The following is an 18,057-nucleotide window of genomic DNA, read 5'->3' on the forward strand; positions in this document are numbered from 1 at the left end:
GTATAAAACTGATATATGCTTATTTTATTTACTTGAAATAAAATTCAAAAGCAAATAAACCATGGTTGACAATACAATAACAGGTACAATTCCTACAACAGCACGTGCTACATATACCTTTACACTACTTGATTGATATTTAGTGAATTTTAACTTTTTCACAAAATTAGAAACCACAATAATTGAGAATACTGTAACTAAAATAGTGACTGTGCTCCTCATCGCTGTGACCAACTTGTTAAAATCCCTGCACCAAATAATTTAAATTTCATTTGTTTTTTCCCCTCTTAAATGGATAGCGTTCTAATGATAAAACTAAAGCTTTAAATTCATCAATATCTTCTGTTACCCACTGATTTCTATCAAGTTCGCGTATTACTTTCTTTGAAACTGAAAGTACAGAATCCTTGAGTTCTTTCAATAGGAATCTTCCTTTAAAACTGTCATCTAAATTATCTTCAAATCTAAAATTCATTTCTACTTGATTTTCACTTATTTTTTTCAAAAAAATTTCTGGTGTGCCAGCCATAAAACCCAATTTATAGTTTGTTCCAATTCTAGAAATATCAACACCTCTAATAGATTTAATCCACCAAGATAAGATGATTACCAAAAAATCATCCCACCCTTCACTAGGAAAGTATCGATGATAATCAATAATAAAATATATCGTGCCTGTTATACTTCGATTCATTTCTAATGAAGCTAAATCAACATTAAGGGAAATATGCTGTTCCAAATAATTCATCCTTTTTACACTTTGTTTCCTTTACTATTCTCTAAACCTTAATAAATTCCTTTTGCCGGAACTGCATGATTGTAACATAAATAAGCCTTTTTTCTTTTATTACAGGAATGCTGACATTATAAGTCTATTCTACTAGACCTAATTCATAATGATAAAAAGTAATGTCTTTCTCGTATCCATTTTTTTCATATAAGCGTTGGGCTGTATAATTATCTGGTGCTGTACTTAGACTAAGACTTTTTGCACCTGTTTCAATAGCAAATTCTTTTGCTTTATGTAATAGCAGTTCACCAACGCCTTGTTTTCTTGCTTGTGCATCAACATATAAGTCGTTTAATATCCACGCTCGTTTCATTGAAATGGATGAAAATGTAGGATAAAGCTGAGTAAATCCAAGATAGTTTTGTTCGTCTTTAACAACAAATATTATGGATTCCCCCTTATTAATCCGCTCTTTTATGTAATTCTTAGCTCCTTCTAAATCAGATTCTTGTTGATAAAATGTACGATACAAATTAAATAAATTTGCAACTCCATCTAGATCTTCCATTGTAGCTTGAAATATAATCATTCTTGTTCCTCTCCTACTACTTTTAATTTTTTTATATTTATTAGGTATAATTTTATATGGTATTTTATTAATTGCTTCTTAGTAGGCATCACGCCTTTTTAAGCTTCATTTAAAGACGGATCGAGCCATAATGATCGCGACCCTCAAAAAGAAAACCAATGATACTTTGATAATAAGGTATAAATTTTTTTTGTTCGATTAGCTTTAAGATTTCCTCTTTAGAGGCCCATTTAGCTGCTTGTACCTCTTCAGCCTGTAACGTCAATTCATTTAAATCAAAGTCATATTCGATTAAATAATAATCATCAAACCCACGTTCAAAGTTAATAGTAAAGTGTGGACGAATTTTGTCAAAGTTATAATGAATTCCCAACTCCTCGAATAGCTCTCTTGAAGCGGCCTGCTGACTTGTATCGCCTGCAATGGCACTGCCGCCACATGTGATATCCCAAAGGTTCGACCATCCTTCCTTAAAGGGCTGACGCTGTTGAATGAGCATTTCTCCTTTTGAATTAAATATACATACATGTACTACTAAATGAAGCTCGTCTGGTGCCATTTCATCTCCACGTGTTATTTGTTTTTCTATTTTATTACGATGCTTATCAAATACATCCCACTTTTCCATAGCAAAACTCCTTTGTATATTTTAATTACAAAATTTACCTAGTATACTATAATAATCATTTAAAATAATCATTTTTACAATGATTTTTTAATGTCAGAAGCGTTTATGTTATTTAAGACAGATTTCCCTACCCTGCTTTTAATTCCAATATCAACTAAAATCCAGTAAGGGAAACGTAATTCTACATCCCTTATTATTAAGCAGCCTCATAGTAGTTTACTTGCAATTTTGTTAGCGTTTTAGTGGCCATCTCACAAGGAAATGCTCCCTATATGACAAATGTCATATAGCGACCATGACATGTATGTCTGCAAATATGTTAGGGCTATATTTATAATGGAGATATCGAATAATAGAAGGGAAGCTAATTATGAATATAAAAAACTTAAAACAATTGAGAACTGCTGTAGCGCCCTTTGAGAAGTCCACTTTGAAAACGAGTGTCTGGCAGCTTGTCAATACTATCCTGCCCTTTGTGTTGCTCTGGATTGCGGCCTACAAAAGCTTAACAATTTCTTATATTTTAACACTTGTGTTCGTTGTAGCTGCAGCAGGATTTTTGGTCAGAATTTTTATTATTTTTCATGATTGCTGTCACTTTTCTTTCTTTAAGAACCGGAAGGCGAATAAGGTTTTAGGTACCATTACAGGAATCCTGACATTATTCCCATACAGCAAATGGCAGCATAGCCATTCTATTCACCATGCAACAAGCAGTAACCTGGATAAACGTGGCGTCGGCGATTTATGGATGATGACGATTGACGAGTATGAGAATGCCTCTTTGTTTGTAAAGCTGCAATACCGCTTGTACCGCAATCCATTCATCATGTTTATTTTAGGGCCTATTTATGAATTCCTTTTGGCGAATCGCTTTAATCGTAAAGAAGCTAGATGGAATGAAAGGCTAAATACGTACGCAACTAACATTGCCCTTGTATTATTGGTTATTCTGCTTGGAAGTACACTTGGCTGGTCCTCTTTCTTGCTTGTACAGCTGCCGATTTTTCTTATTTCTGGCTCTGTTGGAGTTTGGTTATTTTATGTACAGCATACTTTTGAAGATACGTATTTCGAGGAAGATGAAAATTGGGATTATGTTAAGGCGGCTGTTGAAGGAAGCTCCTATTATCACCTGCCGAAATGGATGCAATGGCTGACTGGTAATATCGGCTACCATCATGTGCATCATTTAAGTCCAAGGGTTCCTAATTATAAATTGGAGCAGGTTCATAATGAGACAGAACCACTGCGGAATGTACCAACGATAACACTGGCAAGCAGTCTCCGTTCTTTGAAGTTCCGTTTGTGGGACGAAAAAGACAAGAAGTTTATTAGCTTCTATGAATGGAAAAAACAAAAGAAATCACTTAAATTGTCTGCAGAATCAGAGATGCAATAACATAAACCAATCTTATGAGCAGCAATTATAACGGCGTTTATGCCATTAATTGCTGCTTAATTATGTTAAAATGTACAAATGACAGCCAATAAATAACGAGGTTTTAAACTGATGATAAAAAAATTAGAGGTTTTAAAGAAGAGCACCGGCATTTCTCCTTATATATGGACATTACTTACTATTTTGCCCTTTTATTTTATATTTCACGCCTCTTCAGCGGTTGATGTGATTGCTGGTATCATCCTAACGATTTTATTTTTTCTATTTTATAGATTAGCCTATCTTTCAAAAGGCTGGACGATATATTTATGGCCTTCCCTTTTGATTGGGATATCCACCTTTGCCATTTATGCATACAGCTATGTGTATTTTTCTTTTTTCCTGTCGTACTTTATTGGTAATATAAAAAAACAAATTCCCTATTTTGTCCTTTACTTTATACACTTGGCGGTTACCACCTTCGCCATTTACTACAAAGTAATAATAGGTGATTCCTTGCTGTTAAAGCAGCTTCCGTTTGTGCTGATTATATGGTTCGGTGTTATTTTATTGCCATTGACCATCCATAACCGCAAAGAGAGAGGCCAGCTGCAGGAAAAGCTGGAGGATGCGAATAAACGCATATCAAATTTAGTCAAACTAGAGGAAAGACAGCGGATTGCCAGAGACCTTCATGATACACTTGGCCAAAAACTTTCCCTTATTGGCTTAAAAAGTGATTTAGCAAGAAAATTAGTTTATAAGGACCCTGAACAAGCCCGCTTGGAGCTTAAGGATATTCAGCATACTTCAAGAACAGCATTAAACGAAGTCCGAAAAATGGTCTCTGAAATGCGTGGCATTAAATTGAGAGACGAGCTCCTCCTCGTAAAAAAAGTATTAGAGGCGGCTGAAATAACCTTAATTAGCGATATTGCTTCCAATCTAAAAATGTCATCGATTGCTGAAAACATTATTAGCATGTGCTTAAAAGAGGCTGTTACAAATGTGGTTCGCCATAGTAATGCCACCTCTTGCTATATAAGCATCAGCCAAAATAAAAAAGAAACAATCATGGAAATTAAGGATAATGGAACAAGTCCTTTTAAGGAAGAAGATACTCACAATGGAAATGGATTAGCAGGCATGCGAGAACGATTGGATTTTATCAATGGTACTTTAGAGATTTCCATCAATGAGGGAACAATATTAACAATCGTGATTCCACATGATGGGAAATTAATCGAAAGGGAGGAGTTATTATGATCCGGATTGTCATTGCCGAAGACCAGCGCCTGCTTTTAGGTGCTTTAGGTTCATTGCTTGATTTAGAAGATGATATTACGGTTGTCGGTAAAGCAAACAATGGTGAAGAAGCAGTCCAGCTTGTTAAGGACCAAAATCCTGATATTTGTATCATGGATATTGAAATGCCTGCCAAGACTGGCTTAGAAGCAGCGGAAGAGCTCATGAACCATCCATGCAAAGTCATTATTCTAACTACCTTTGCCAGATCAGGCTATTTCCAGCGGGCCTTGAAGTCTGGCGTATCGGCGTATTTACTCAAGGATAGTCCAAGTGATGATTTGGCAAAAAGCATCCGCAGTGTGATGGAAGGAAAAAGAATATACGCACCTGAGTTGGTTGATGATGTATATAGAGAAGAAAATCCCCTTACAGAGCGGGAAAAAGAAGTCCTTATGCTAGTTGCAGATGGTAAGAATACAAAAGAGATTGCTCAAGAGCTATCGATTAAAACCGGAACAGTACGCAACTATATCAGCATGATTCTCGATAAATTAGAAGTGAAAAATCGCATAGAAGCCATCACGAGATTTAAGGAAAAAGGATGGTTCAAATAAAAAAGGACTGAAACCAGTCCTTTTTTGTCTTTAGGCTACTCAAACCATTCGCAAATTTAATCCTTTGTAACTAATTTAAGCGGTGCTGCAATGTTTTCCTCGACCTTTTTACCTTGTAAAACGTCTCTTGCAGCATTTACCGCAAGCTTACCAATTAGCTCTGGTTGCTGAGCAACTGTTGCTTCCATGTCTCCAGCTTTAATGGCATTTAGGGCGTCGTCATTTCCATCAAATCCAATAACCGACACATCTTTACCAGAGCTATTAATTGCCTCAATAGCCCCTAATGCCATTTCATCATTATGAGCAAATACTGCTTTAACATTTGGGTTTGCTTGCAGTAGATTTTCCATGACAGTTAAGCCTTTTGTCCGATCAAAATCAGCTGCTTGTTTAGCAATGACATTCAATTTTTGATCCGCTATATTATGAAAACCTTGACCTCTTTCCCGAGTAGCTGATGCCCCTGGCACCCCTTCTAATTCAATAACCTCAGCTTTTTCTCCTAACTTTTCAATCAAATAATTCGCAGCCATTTCTCCGCCTTTTATATTATCAGAAGCTACTAACGCTTCTACCTTCCCTTTATCTGCAGAGCGATCCAACGTAACTACCGGTATGCCAATATTATTTGCTGATTGAACAGCTGTTGAAATAGAAGCAGAATCGGTTGGATTAATAAGCAACGCATCTACCCCTTGCTGAATTAAATCCTCGACATCATTCACTTGTTTTGCCGAATCATTTTGTGCATCAACGATAATAACTTCCATCCCTAAGCTTTCCGCTTCCTTCACAACTCCATCTCTTAAAGATACAAAAAATGGGTTGTTTAACGTCGAAACTGATAAACCAATTTTAATATCCTCTAAATCTTCCTTTTTAGCTGGCTTTGCCCATGAAGGCGGTTGCATAGAACAAGCACTTAGGAGCAAAAGTGTGAGTGTTAAACATAAAACGATTAATTTTTTCATGGTAATCTCTCCTTATACTACTTTTTACGATCAAGTAATACTGCAATTAATATAACAATCCCCTTAACTACCATTTGGTAGAAGGAAGATACGCCAAGCAGATTCAATCCATTATTTAAAGTACCAATAATTAACGCACCAATAAGTGTCCCAAAAATCCGTCCTTTTCCCCCTGAAAGGCTTGTCCCTCCTAACACAACCGCTGCAATTGCATCAAGCTCATAGGAAGTACCCGCTGTTGGCTGTGCTGAATTTAAACGAGATGTCAGAATCGCACCTGCCAAAGCGGCAAGCATGCCGGATAGACTATAAATCATGATTTTTACTTTTGGTACTTTAATACCTGAAATTAAGGCTGCCTTTTCATTGCCACCAATCGCATATGTTTTGCGACCAAATGGAGTTTTGTGAAGAAGAACAAATAAAAACACAAATGCTAGAATCATCGTAATAGCTGGTACAGGTATTCCTAGAAAATACCCACGGCCAAATAACTGAAACAGATAATTATCTCCAAGACCAGTAATAGGGTTACCACCAGTATAAACAAGTGTTAAGCCTCTGAAGATCGTCATTGTTGCTAGTGTTGCAATAAATGGGGCCATTTTTCCGATTGTAATGAATAATCCGTTGACCATTCCCATTAAAGCACCAAGAATACAGCCAATTAAGATGGCAACAATTGGGTCTACGCCAGCTACCATCATCCCTGCAGTCAATGCACTGGATAACGCAAGAATAGCTCCGACAGATAAATCAATTCCTCCTGTTAAAATAACAAAGGTCATCCCAAAAGCAATTAGTGCATTAATGGCAACCTGCCGCAATAAATTTAATAGATTCAAAGGTTCAAGAAAACTAGGATTTAAAATGGACACAATCACTACTAATAAAAACAAACCTAGTAATGGTCCTAACTTTTGGGTAATAGTATTCATCATATTCGTCTTACTCGGTTGTGTTACTGTATTAAGGGGATTCATATTATTGACCTCCTGTTGCCAATGTCATAATTTTTTCTTGGGTCGCATTTTCTTTTAGTAATTCTCCATTTACTTTTCCTTCATGGACGACGAGTATTCGATCACTCATGCCAAGAATCTCAGGTAATTCCGAAGATACCATGATAATAGCAACACCTCGCTCTGTTAGCTCATTCATTAGTTGATAGATCTCTCTTTTCGCACCAACATCTACTCCTCTTGTCGGTTCGTCTAAAATGAGCAGCTTCGGTCCTATTCCTACCCATTTGGCAATGACCACTTTTTGTTGATTTCCGCCTGAAAGTCTGCCAACAGCAATATCCTTTGATTCTGTTTTAACTGTTAAGCGTTTGATAAGCATATTAACAAAGTCTGACTCACTTTTTTCCCGGATGATTCCTTTTGGAGCAAAGCTTGCAAGTGTTGGCAAAACGATATTATCTTTTATGGAGAAATCAAGGATTAACCCTTCATCCTTGCGATCCTCTGTAATGAAGCCAATACCTAACTTAACAGCCTGAACTGGTGTTTTAATATGGACCTTCTTGCCATTGAGCCATGTTTCACCGCTATCGCTTGGATCAAGACCAAAGATCGTCCTCATAATCTCTGTTCGTCCAGCTCCCATCAATCCTGAAACCCCAACGATTTCGCCAGCACGAACAGAGAAGTTGATGTCTTCAAAATAGCCTCTTTTTGTTAAACCCTTTACTTCCAGAACGGTTTCACCAAGGCTTTGATTTCGAGTAGGAAATCGATCCGTTAATTCCCTGCCGACCATTTTTCTAACAACCTCATCAAAATTAGTTGCAGGAATGGCCTTCGTATCAACGGTTTTCCCATCACGCATAACGGTAATCCTGTCACAAATAGAGAAAATTTCCTCCATTCGATGAGAAATATAGACGATTGATACGCCTTCCTTTTTCAGTGAAGAAATCACATCAAACAGCTTGCTGATTTCCCTTTCAGTCAGTGCAGCAGTTGGTTCATCCATAATAATTACTTTTGCTTCTGTCATTAATGCCTTCGCAATTTCAATCATTTGCTGTTCCCCAACAGAACAGCTTCCCGCCTCTTTATCCAACGGAATGGATACGGATAATCGATCAAACTGCTTATTTGCTAACGCTTTCATTTCAGCGGTTTTTAAAAAGCCAAAGGTATTCTTTCGTTCCTTGCCAATAAATAAGTTTTCTAGCACAGTCATATCAGGCCAAATATTTAATTCCTGATGGATAAAGGTAACACCACTTTGCTCGGCTTCTTTTGGATTTTTAAAATAGGTTTCCTTGCCATCAATGGTGATTTTTCCATTATCTCGGGCATGCAGTCCTGTAAGTACGTTCATCATTGTTGATTTTCCTGCCCCATTTTCCCCCATTAGCGCATGCACTTCTCCATCAAGCAAATCAAAATCAACACCAGTCAAAACTTGATTGGTTCCAAATGCTTTATGGATGTTTTCCATCGTAATTCGCATCGTTATCACCTCATTTAATTAAAAAATACTCCTGATTGTAAAATACAATTTGCATATGGTGTAATCTCACCTGTACGAATGACTGCTTTAGCTTGCTTCGTTAATTGTTTAAACTCCGCGTGGGAAACGTTTTCAATTTTCTTATCAGCGAATTTATCCTTTATGTAGCGAGCATGCTCAGGGTTTCCTGCTTCTATTTCAGACGCAATTATCACTTTTTCGATAAACATATCCTCTTCCACGGCATTCACAACATCTATAAATGAAGGAATGCCGCCTTTAATTGCTAAATCAATCTTTTTAATACCTTCTGGAATTGGTAAACCAGCGTCTGCGATTACAATATAATCGGTATGACCGAGGTCAGCCAAAATCTTCGCAATGTGACTGTTTAAAATACCATAACGTTTCAAATTTATAAACTCCCTTCTACTTCTTCTCTTGTTGGCATCCCGCCTTGTGCACCAAATTTTGTTACAGACAAGGAGGCAGCCCGATTAGCAAAACGAATGCTATCTTCCATGCTTTTACCCTCTGCTACCGCCACTGCAAATGCTGCATTAAAGGTATCTCCTGCACCAGTTGTATCAACGGCTTCAACAGAATATGCTGGGATAAGCCTTTCCTTTACACCATCAGAATAACGAACTCCGTTTTTACCTTCTGTAACTAATAATTTATTAGGAAACTCTTTTAATACTTCAGTGATATCCTTGTCTTTAAAAAGGATAGCCGCTTCTGTTTCATTTGGTGTAAGATAAGCAGCCCTTTCAATAACATTTTTACTTATAGGTCTTGCAGGAGCTGGGTTAAGTAATAAAGGCACATCATTTGCAAAGCAAATTTCTGCAACATATTCGACTGTTTCCTCTGGAATTTCTTGCTGAATAAGTACAATATCAGATGCAAGAATAACATCTAGTGCTTTTTCTACTAAATCAGGTGTGACATAATCATTAGCACCTTTCACCACAATAATGCTGTTATCACCCTCTGCCAAGGTAATATGTGCTGTGCCTGTTTCCGTATGTGTAACCCGTTCCACATTGGTTGTATCAACACCATTAGCAGTGAAATTATTTACAATTTTGTCCCCAAACTCGTCGGCTCCAACACAACCAATCATTTTTACATCAGCACCGAGCCTGGCAGCTGCGACAGCCTGGTTAGCCCCTTTGCCACCAGGAACTGTCTTAAAGCTTTCTCCAATAATAGTTTCACCTTGATTTGGTCGTTTTGCTGCAGTTACAACTAAATCGATAGAAGAACTGCCAATTGTCGTCATTTTAATCATTTTTCTCCACCTTTCTTGTTGTTTGCCTTTCTATAAAGGTAACAGGCAATTGAATATTCTTTTGTGCTAACGGCTTATTATTAATAATGTTCATTAATAGTTTTGCGGCTTCCCTTCCCATATCATAGGCAGGCTGCCTTATAGTTGAAAGGGATGGGAACAGCAGCTTGCTAAGCGGGATATCGTCATATCCGATAATTTGCAAATCATCTGGAATGGATCTTCCAATGCGCAGCGCCTCATGTAAAATTGCTGCTGCACTTAGGTCATTGCTGGCAATTATTCCATCTGTTTCAGGAAATTTCTCAAATAAGGTTTTAGCCATTTTTTCGGCATCATGAAAGCTAAATGATGATGTAATCACTTGAAAGTCCACATTAGCGTCACACAGCTCATCAACTGCACCCTTGAATCTGTCTTGTGCTGTCCTTAATTCAATCGGACCTCTGAGTAATGCGATTCGTTTACTTCCCCTTCTGACCATTTCTTGTGCTGCCTTTTTTCCTCCATCCAATCCATCTGCATAAACGGAAGGATAACTGCCTGTTATGCGATCAAGTAAGACGACAGGAAAGGACAGATTTTCGTAAAGCTTTGTCTCAGCGTGATTTGTTGCTGAAATAATGCCTATTACATTATTTTGTTTAAAAGTCTGTATGTAATCTATTTCTTTTTCTAGTTTTTCATCCGCATTTCCAATAATTAAGTGGAGTCCTTGCTCCTGCATTTCATCCTCTACCCCACGAGCTAGCTCAGGAAAAAAGGGATTGCGAATATCAGGAAGCAATAACCCTATTAATCTTGATTTTTTTTTATATAAAGATCTTGCTACTTCATTTGGTTTGTAATTTAATTCCTTTATTGCGTCGTTAACGAGCTTCCTCGTATCTTCATGTGCATAGCCTTTATTGTTTAATACTCTCGAAACGGTTGCCACAGATACTCCAGCTCTTTTGGCAACATCCCGTATTGTAGCCATGTGTTCACCTCTTTTGTGTAACCGGTTACACACATAGTAACATATTATTTTTTCGTACGCAATATATAATAATGTGATAATCAGTTTAGATTTCCTGAAAATTAGCAAAAGGACCATAAATTTTCACTATGGTCCTTTTGTATAGTAATAGAAATAAAATAACAACCCAATCATTCTTAGTATGTGTTGTCTGTATTTATCGCATCCATAATCAACATTTTACATTTTAGCTTCCTGAAACAAGTTCCATGGTGACTTGTTTATTCGCTGCTTGAATTTGCTCTATTCTATTTCTAAAGCTAACAACTTCACCAACAATAATCATTGCCGGGTTGTTTATCTTTGTTTTTTGCGCAATACTTACAATTGTTGCAATTGTACCTGTTACTGTTTTTTGTCCGGAGGTGGTACCTTCTTGAATAATTGCGACAGGTGTATCCTCCCGCTTTCCATGCTTTACTAATTGGTCACATATATATGGCAGATTTCCTACTCCCATATAGATAGCTAATGTATCCACCCCATGAATAAGACTTTCCCACTTAATATCTGTTGGTTCTCCGTTTTTGCAATGACCAGTAATGATTGCAAATGAGTTACCAAGCTCCCTATGTGTGATGGGAATTCCAGCATAAGCTGGAGCAGCAATTCCAGCTGTTACACCTGGTACGATTTCATAAGGAATATCGTTCCTTACCAATTCCTCTATCTCTTCCGCCCCTCTGCCGAACACAAAAGGGTCCCCACCTTTAAGTCTAGTAACTATTTTTCCTGAGCGAGCATATTGTACCAATAGCTGGTTAATCATTTCTTGTGGCATTGTATGAAATTTTGGTTGTTTGCCACAATAAATGAATTCTGCATGTGATTTTGCTTCCCGCAATAATTCTCTATTAACTAATCGATCATATACAATAACGTCGGCTTGCTGTATACATTTTAAACCTTTAATTGTAAGTAAGTCAGGATTACCTGGGCCTGCTCCAACTATATATACTTTCCCCATCATCATGCCTCCCCTAAAATAACTTGTTATGTTTCAGCAATATAGTCTTCCTTTTCTGAAACTACCATGCTACTAGTTTTCTTTTTCACTTTATGATGAGTAAAGTATAATGCTAGACCTGTAAATACAACGCCACTTACTAAATTGCCGAATAGAACAGGGAGCTGATTCCATAACCACCAATCTGCTAACGACACATCCGCACCTAACATCATCCCTGCAGGAATGACAAACATATTTACAACAGCATGTTCAAATCCTTGTGCAAAGAAGATCAAAATCGGCAACCACATAGCAACAATTTTTCCCATTGTGTTTGTAGATGTCATCGCCATGACTGCCCCTAATGTTACCATCCAATTACATAGTAATGCTTTCACAAAAACGACGATTAAACCATCACTGCCAAGGTTTGCATACAATAACGTTTTTGCTTCTGCAACTGCGATAATTTTTGCAGCGATAGCATTGTCAGTCACATGACTAAGTTGCGTTGTGGCGATAACATATAGCAAAGCATACAGTCCTGCTCCTATTAAATGACCGATTATGACCCAAAACCAGTTTGAAAGCATTTGAAAAACGGAAACCCTTTTTTCTAAAACAGCTAAAGGGATGAGCGCAAAACTCCCTGTTACTAATTCAAGCCCGAGCAGTATGACTAATACAAAACAAGCCGGAAATAATATTGCTCCAAAAATCCCCATTCCCGTTTGAATTTCAGCGGTGAATGCCAATGTTGTACCAAACCCAAGAAGGGCCCCTGCAAGCCCTCCTCGAATTAACATGTCTATAACAGATAATTTCGCTTTTGCTTCACCAGCCTCAATCATGCCCTGCACTACTTGATCTGTCTTTACGAATGACATGGTATTCCTCCTTTTGTAAAATCAGATAACAATGTATACAAGGTTCTCTTCCACTTCCACTTTATATGCTTTAACACAACCATGATCTGGTGCTTGAACCTGGCCGTCACACACATTAATTTTCCAATCATGCATCGGGCAAAAAACATGTTCTCCGCTTACCATTCCCTCTGCAAGGACACCGCCTTTATGGGGGCATCGATTCTTTATGGCACGGACCTTCCCATTTGCTAGCTTAAATAACGCAATCTCTTCCTTCCCAACAAAAGCTGTTTTTCCAAGGCGTTCTGGCAAATCCGAATATTTACCGATTAAGACTCTTCCTAGTGTATTTTCCACAATTACTCCCCCTACCTATCATTTAGAAGCTACTGGAACATTAACTGTTTCATAAAGTCTTTTTACTAAATTTTCATCCTTAAGTGTTTCACTCCATGGTTCTTGAACGGTTGCTAAAGTTATATCCATCCGTTTATTCAGTTCATCACGGAAGCCTTTATCTTCAAGTTTTTCCTTCACATGATCAATACCAAGACGGCCAACCCATACAGATGTTCTTTCTAAGTAATTCGCTGTTTCTCGATAGTACTGTAAAAAGGCCCCAGTCCATTCAAGTACCTCAGCTTTTGTTTTCACCTTAACGAATAAGTCACCCTCCCTAAGATCAGTACCTGCATTACCTCCTACATAAAGTTCCCATACTCCATCTAAACCAACAACTCCAACATCCTTAATTCCGCTCTCAGCACAGTTTCTTGGACAAGCTGATACAGCCATTTTTATTTTATGTGGTCCATTCAATCCTTCAAATTTCTTCTCTAATTCAATTCCCATTCCTACTGAGTCTTGTGTGCCAAAACGACAGAAGTCTGCACCAACACAAGTTTTAACTGTACGTAATCCTTTAGCATAACCATGTCCTGATGGCATCCCAAGCTCTGCCCAAATACTTGGTAAGTCCTGCTTTTGAACACCAAGCAAGTTAATGCGTTGTCCCCCAGTTAATTTAATCATTTTCACCTTGTATTTATCTGCTACATCAGCAATCTTTCTGAGGTCATCTGCATTAGTAACACCACCATACATTCTTGGAATCACACTAAAGGTACCGTTATTTTGAATATTGGCATGCAATCTTTCATTAACAAAACGAGATTCCCTTTCGTCCTTATATTCCGTTGGGTTCAGCATTCCTAAATAATAATTTAATGCTGGTCTGCATTTAGAGCATCCGTCATCGTTTTTCCAGCCCAAAACATTCATAACTTCCCGTGTATGTGTAAGATGCTTTTCTCTGATTTCATCAACAACTTCATCCCTTGTTAACGTGGTACAAGCACAAATGGATTCCTTGTGGTCTTCACTATATTTATCACCTAGTGTAAATTCTAAAATATCAGCAACTAATGACTTACATGAGCCACATGAACGTGAAGCATTCGTACACCCCTTTACCTGTTCAACTGTTGTAAGTCCATCATTATTAATAGCCGAGACAATATTCCCCTTCGTTACGCCATTACATCCACATACCACTTCATCATCTGTCATCTGTGCTACTAAGCTGGCACCAGATTCTTCCGTCTGATTTGATTCTGTATATTCCTCTATATTTGCACCATTCTTGATTAAATTTAATAATCGATTGCCTTCCTTGGTATTACCAAACAAAACAGCTCCAATTATTTTCCCTTGCTCTATCATTATCTTTTTATAGATGCCATTCCAATCATCCAACATTTTTATTGCCTTAGTGTTCTCATCCTCTCTGATTTTTCCAGTAGAGAAGACATCTACACCTGACACTTTTAATTGCGAGGAAAGAACCGACCCTTTGTATCCCTCATCGTATACACTGCAAATACGTTTAGCTAACGCTTCTCCCTGTTGATATAGTGGGGCAACTAAGCCGTATACCATTCCTCTGTGCTCAGCACATTCACCAACTGCAAATATATTAGGAATATCCGTTTCCATATAATCATTAACGACAATCCCTCGATTAACAGGAATACCGGATTTTTCAGCTAATGCCACGTTTGGTTTTATTCCGACTGCCATAACAACCAAGTCTGCTGCAATCTTTTCACCGGTTTTAAACCGTAATCCTGTTACCTGTTTTTTCCCAAGAATTTCAGTTGTCTGTTTATTTAATAAAAAGTTCATGCCTTGATTTTCCAACTCTTTTTGTAACAGCTTACCTGCCTCTCTATCTAATTGTCTGTCCATAATATATTCATTAATGTGAATAACATCTACCTTCATTCCAAGATTAAGCAGCCCACGAGCCGCTTCAAGTCCTAGCAAGCCTCCTCCAATAACGGCTGCTTTCTTATACTTTTTTGAGTATTGCAGCATTGTTTCACAATCTTTAATATCGCGAAATGCAGTTACACCCTGTTTATCTGAACCAGGCAGTGGCAGCATAAACGGATTAGATCCAGTTGCAATAATTAACTTATCATAAGGTTCTTCGCGATTCTTATCTGTATAAACAATCTGTTTTTTTGTATCAACATTAATTACGCTTTCACCTGGATATAAGCGAATATTGTTGCTTTCATACCAATTCCAATCATTCAATGTAATATCTGCAACCGTTGTATCTCCCTGCAAAACCTTTGATAATTGGATTCGGTTATAGTTTGGATGTGGTTCACTTCCAAAAACAGTAATGTCAAATCCATCTGGATCAAGTTTTAATATTTCTTCTATCGTCCTAATTCCGGCCATTCCATTTCCAATCAAAATTAACTTTCGCTTTAACATAACTGGCAGCCCCCTCAAAACTTTCGGATTATTCCGATAATATCCCTGTGCCTAGTTTACTCGGCTACCTAGTAGTACTGCAAGCAACATGTAAGATTTTCTCACATATTCTTTTTGCTACATTTCCGTGTTAAAGCGTTGCTACTATATCAACTTTATTTAATTTTTTTGAATTATACCAAGGATGAAAACGTTACCATAATTTCACAATTCAATTTCTTTAATGAACAAAAACACATCTAAAGACCTGTAAGGATTTTTATCACTATTTCTAAATTTATTTCTTAATACATGGAGTTTTTTTGTTTTGAAAAAATGAAAGCTAAAATAATAGAACGCAAGATACCCAGTATACTTAACAAAAAAAACCTCAATTAGATTTAGTACTGGAAAAAGCACTATATCTAAATGAGGTTTTATCATAATGAAAAAAGGATGTGTTATGATTTCCTAACATAATAATTACTTCAGCAAATTGGCATCAGGTCGCCGCAGAAGAAGCAGCTGCTTCATCAGCCTTCACACAATCAATTGCAACAACCAACGCAATAATTATAGCCTCCATGTCTTCGTTCACTACTTGAACCTTATAGCTGTCACCCCAAGTGAACCACTCCTTGCTAACTGTACCGATCACTTCCCCATGCTGCAGGACCTGAAAGTCCATATCCCACCAGTTACCCTGTACATCAATACCAGCAGCATCTATCGTGTAACGTGGTTTAAAAAACGAAAATTCTTTTTTTATCGTTAGCTCCTCTTGACCATTGACCTCTACATAAAACTTCGGTAAAAAGCTAAATACCTTTTTAGTAATAAGGGCAACTTCTTGTCTTGCTGTATTCATAATGGAGAAAGTCTTTGGTATTTGCATAAAGCTCCCTTCCACATAATAAATATCTTTTTCCTGCTGATCCTTAACTGTAAACTTTCCACTTAAACTGAATACCTTTTGCTTTATATAAAGCTGTTTCATAAAAAGCCTCCTTTAAAATTGGCCAATTCTATTACCGATTAATAACTTTCTTTGTTAGCATTAAACCTAACTTTTTCGTTAATATTTATAATAATTATTTACGTATTAAGTCAAATAAAGTTTCAAAATCCAATATGTTCATTAGATGGAACAGTTGGATTCCAGTCAATTTTTTATTTTTCAAACATAATAAAAAAGTAAAAGCACCATGGCTTTTACTTTTAATTTCAATCTAATTTTATTATTACTCATTAAGCAATTGGTGTCTCCACTTCAAGACCAAAACAAATACCTAGTCTGCACTCTACCTCCATCAACTCTCTACTCTGGCAATTACAAGGAAGCTCACCGACGCTTTATAAGGGAGTCACCAGTATACTTGCGACTCTTATTTTCTTTTCAACTGCCAGACTGCAGCAATATTGCGGGCTGTTCTCTCGACAAATTCGTCTGCATGGAGGAAAGCCTCCTGTAAGGACACTGCACCTGGAACTATGCTGAATATGGCATCAATCCCGTACTCATGAACAACATCACTATCACTTGCGACGTTTCCAGCAATCCCAATTACAGGTACGCCGTGTTTTTTGGCTGTTTTCGCAACACCGATTGGGGTTTTTCCGAAGATGGTCTGTCCGTCAATTTTACCTTCGCCTGTAATGACTAAATCAGCTCCCGCAATGATGTCGGAAAGCTTTGCTGCTTCCATAACAATATCGACCCCACGACTTAATTTAGCTTGCATAAATGCCAGCAAACCTCCACCAAGACCACCTGCAGCACCGGCTCCAGGCACATCTGCTATTTTCACGCCGAGATCTTTTTCAATAATTGCCGCATAATGAGCAAGGTTTTCATCCAGTTGGTTGACGATTACTGGTGTCGCCCCTTTTTGTGGTCCATAGATAGCAGAAGCTCCTTTTGGGCCAATAAGCGGGTTATCAACATCGCAGGCTACTTCTATTTTGACATCTGCTAATCTTGAGTCTAACCTGGATAAATCAATGGCAGCGAGATCGCTTAAAGCCCCGCCTCCTTCTCCTATCTCTTGTCCGTCTGAATTAAGAAAACGTGTACCGAGCGCTCTCGCCATCCCAGCACCGCCTTCATTTGTAGCACTGCCGCCAATTCCGATAATTATATGATTGACATTATAGTCTAGTGCAGCGGCAATCATTTCGCCAGTGCCTCTTGTTGTTGTAAGTAGTGGATTTCTTTTTGTTGCTGGAACTAAGTGAAGGCCAGAGGCGGCGGCCATTTCAATTACCGCTGTTTTTTCATTCCCTAATATGCCAAAAAACGCCTCTGCTGCTTCTCCCAATGGTCCTGTCACTGTTTTTTTGATAATTCTTCCGCCTGTTGCATCAACTAAAGACTGAACAGTGCCTTCTCCGCCATCTGCCATTGGAACCTTCACATATTCAGCATTTGGAAGAACCTGCTTGAAGCCTCTTTCTATCGACTCTGCTACCTGTAATGCTGACAAGCTTTCTTTAAAGGAATCTGGTGCAAGGACAATCTTCATTATTTTTGC

18 protein-coding genes are annotated in these 18,057 nt (G+C 37.8%); 3 read left to right on the plus strand and 15 right to left on the minus strand.

The features are described from left to right. Positions 1-268: 268 nt before the first annotated feature. The 3 genes from NQZ71_RS21925 to NQZ71_RS21935 all read right to left on the minus strand — a co-directional run bounded on the left by NQZ71_RS21925 (position 269) and on the right by NQZ71_RS21935 (position 1,947). Positions 269-739, minus strand: a complete 471-nt coding sequence (locus NQZ71_RS21925) for a hypothetical protein (protein WP_317012438.1) — start codon at positions 737-739, stop codon at positions 269-271. Between the two features lie 133 nt (positions 740-872). Next, positions 873-1,319 carry a GNAT family N-acetyltransferase gene (locus NQZ71_RS21930; RefSeq protein ID WP_144454273.1) on the minus strand — a complete coding sequence of 149 codons (447 nt, stop codon included), beginning with the start codon at positions 1,317-1,319 and terminating at the stop codon, positions 873-875. Positions 1,320-1,428: 109 nt separating this feature from the next. Continuing rightward, a complete protein-coding gene (locus tag NQZ71_RS21935) occupies positions 1,429-1,947 on the minus strand; it encodes an NUDIX hydrolase (protein WP_275008939.1) in 519 nt (172 codons plus the stop codon). Between the two features lie 370 nt (positions 1,948-2,317). Here NQZ71_RS21935 and NQZ71_RS21940 point away from each other — a divergent pair, with 370 nt between their 5' ends. From NQZ71_RS21940 to NQZ71_RS21950, 3 genes are all read left to right on the plus strand, one after another. Continuing rightward, positions 2,318-3,349 carry a Delta(5) desaturase DesA gene (locus NQZ71_RS21940; RefSeq protein ID WP_317012440.1) on the plus strand — a complete coding sequence of 344 codons (1,032 nt, stop codon included), beginning with the start codon at positions 2,318-2,320 and terminating at the stop codon, positions 3,347-3,349. A 111-nt stretch (positions 3,350-3,460) separates the two neighbouring features. After that, positions 3,461-4,594: a sensor histidine kinase gene (locus tag NQZ71_RS21945; RefSeq protein WP_144454270.1), complete on the plus strand. Its 1,134-nt coding sequence runs from the start codon at positions 3,461-3,463 to the stop codon at positions 4,592-4,594. Further along, positions 4,591-5,190 (plus strand): response regulator transcription factor, encoded by a 600-nt coding sequence (locus tag NQZ71_RS21950; protein ID WP_144454269.1) that lies wholly within the window; start codon positions 4,591-4,593, stop codon positions 5,188-5,190. Before NQZ71_RS21945 ends, NQZ71_RS21950 begins: the two co-directional genes overlap by 4 nt. A gap of 56 nt (positions 5,191-5,246) precedes the next feature. On the opposite strand, the gene rbsB is transcribed toward NQZ71_RS21950, so the two are convergent. From rbsB to NQZ71_RS22010, 12 genes are all read right to left on the minus strand, one after another. Then, a complete protein-coding gene (rbsB, locus tag NQZ71_RS21955; protein ID WP_144454268.1) occupies positions 5,247-6,164 on the minus strand; it encodes a ribose ABC transporter substrate-binding protein RbsB in 918 nt (305 codons plus the stop codon). A gap of 17 nt (positions 6,165-6,181) precedes the next feature. Continuing rightward, positions 6,182-7,105: a ribose ABC transporter permease RbsC gene (gene rbsC, locus NQZ71_RS21960; protein WP_127741977.1), complete on the minus strand. Its 924-nt coding sequence runs from the start codon at positions 7,103-7,105 to the stop codon at positions 6,182-6,184. A 43-nt stretch (positions 7,106-7,148) separates the two neighbouring features. Next, positions 7,149-8,630: a sugar ABC transporter ATP-binding protein gene (locus NQZ71_RS21965; RefSeq protein ID WP_275008936.1), complete on the minus strand. Its 1,482-nt coding sequence runs from the start codon at positions 8,628-8,630 to the stop codon at positions 7,149-7,151. 14 nt (positions 8,631-8,644) lie between these two features. Next, on the minus strand, positions 8,645-9,043 hold the full coding sequence (rbsD, locus tag NQZ71_RS21970) for a D-ribose pyranase (protein WP_317012442.1): 399 nt from the start codon (positions 9,041-9,043) through the stop codon (positions 8,645-8,647). A gap of 2 nt (positions 9,044-9,045) precedes the next feature. Next, complete coding sequence (gene rbsK / locus NQZ71_RS21975; protein WP_144454265.1) at positions 9,046-9,924, minus strand: ribokinase; 879 nt, start codon at positions 9,922-9,924, stop codon at positions 9,046-9,048. Beyond that, on the minus strand, positions 9,917-10,903 hold the full coding sequence (locus NQZ71_RS21980; RefSeq protein WP_260055125.1) for a LacI family DNA-binding transcriptional regulator: 987 nt from the start codon (positions 10,901-10,903) through the stop codon (positions 9,917-9,919). Before NQZ71_RS21980 ends, rbsK begins: the two co-directional genes overlap by 8 nt. Before the next feature lie 226 nt (positions 10,904-11,129). Continuing rightward, entirely contained in the window at positions 11,130-11,909 is a 780-nt protein-coding gene (cobA, locus tag NQZ71_RS21985; protein WP_317012508.1) for a uroporphyrinogen-III C-methyltransferase, read from the minus strand. 26 nt (positions 11,910-11,935) lie between these two features. After that, positions 11,936-12,778, minus strand: coding sequence for a formate/nitrite transporter family protein (locus tag NQZ71_RS21990; protein ID WP_260055124.1), 843 nt, complete (start codon positions 12,776-12,778; stop codon positions 11,936-11,938). A 21-nt stretch (positions 12,779-12,799) separates the two neighbouring features. Then, positions 12,800-13,120: a nitrite reductase small subunit NirD gene (gene nirD, locus NQZ71_RS21995; RefSeq protein WP_144454261.1), complete on the minus strand. Its 321-nt coding sequence runs from the start codon at positions 13,118-13,120 to the stop codon at positions 12,800-12,802. 15 nt (positions 13,121-13,135) lie between these two features. Further along, positions 13,136-15,547, minus strand: coding sequence for a nitrite reductase large subunit NirB (gene nirB, locus NQZ71_RS22000; protein WP_275008931.1), 2,412 nt, complete (start codon positions 15,545-15,547; stop codon positions 13,136-13,138). Between the two features lie 481 nt (positions 15,548-16,028). Further along, entirely contained in the window at positions 16,029-16,523 is a 495-nt protein-coding gene (locus tag NQZ71_RS22005; RefSeq protein WP_144454259.1) for an LURP-one-related/scramblase family protein, read from the minus strand. A gap of 388 nt (positions 16,524-16,911) precedes the next feature. Next, complete coding sequence (locus tag NQZ71_RS22010; protein ID WP_317012443.1) at positions 16,912-18,048, minus strand: glycerate kinase; 1,137 nt, start codon at positions 18,046-18,048, stop codon at positions 16,912-16,914. Positions 18,049-18,057 lie beyond the last annotated feature (9 nt).

This window comes from Niallia taxi, assembly GCF_032818155.1.
Lineage (GTDB): Bacteria > Bacillota > Bacilli > Bacillales > Cytobacillaceae > Niallia > Niallia taxi_A.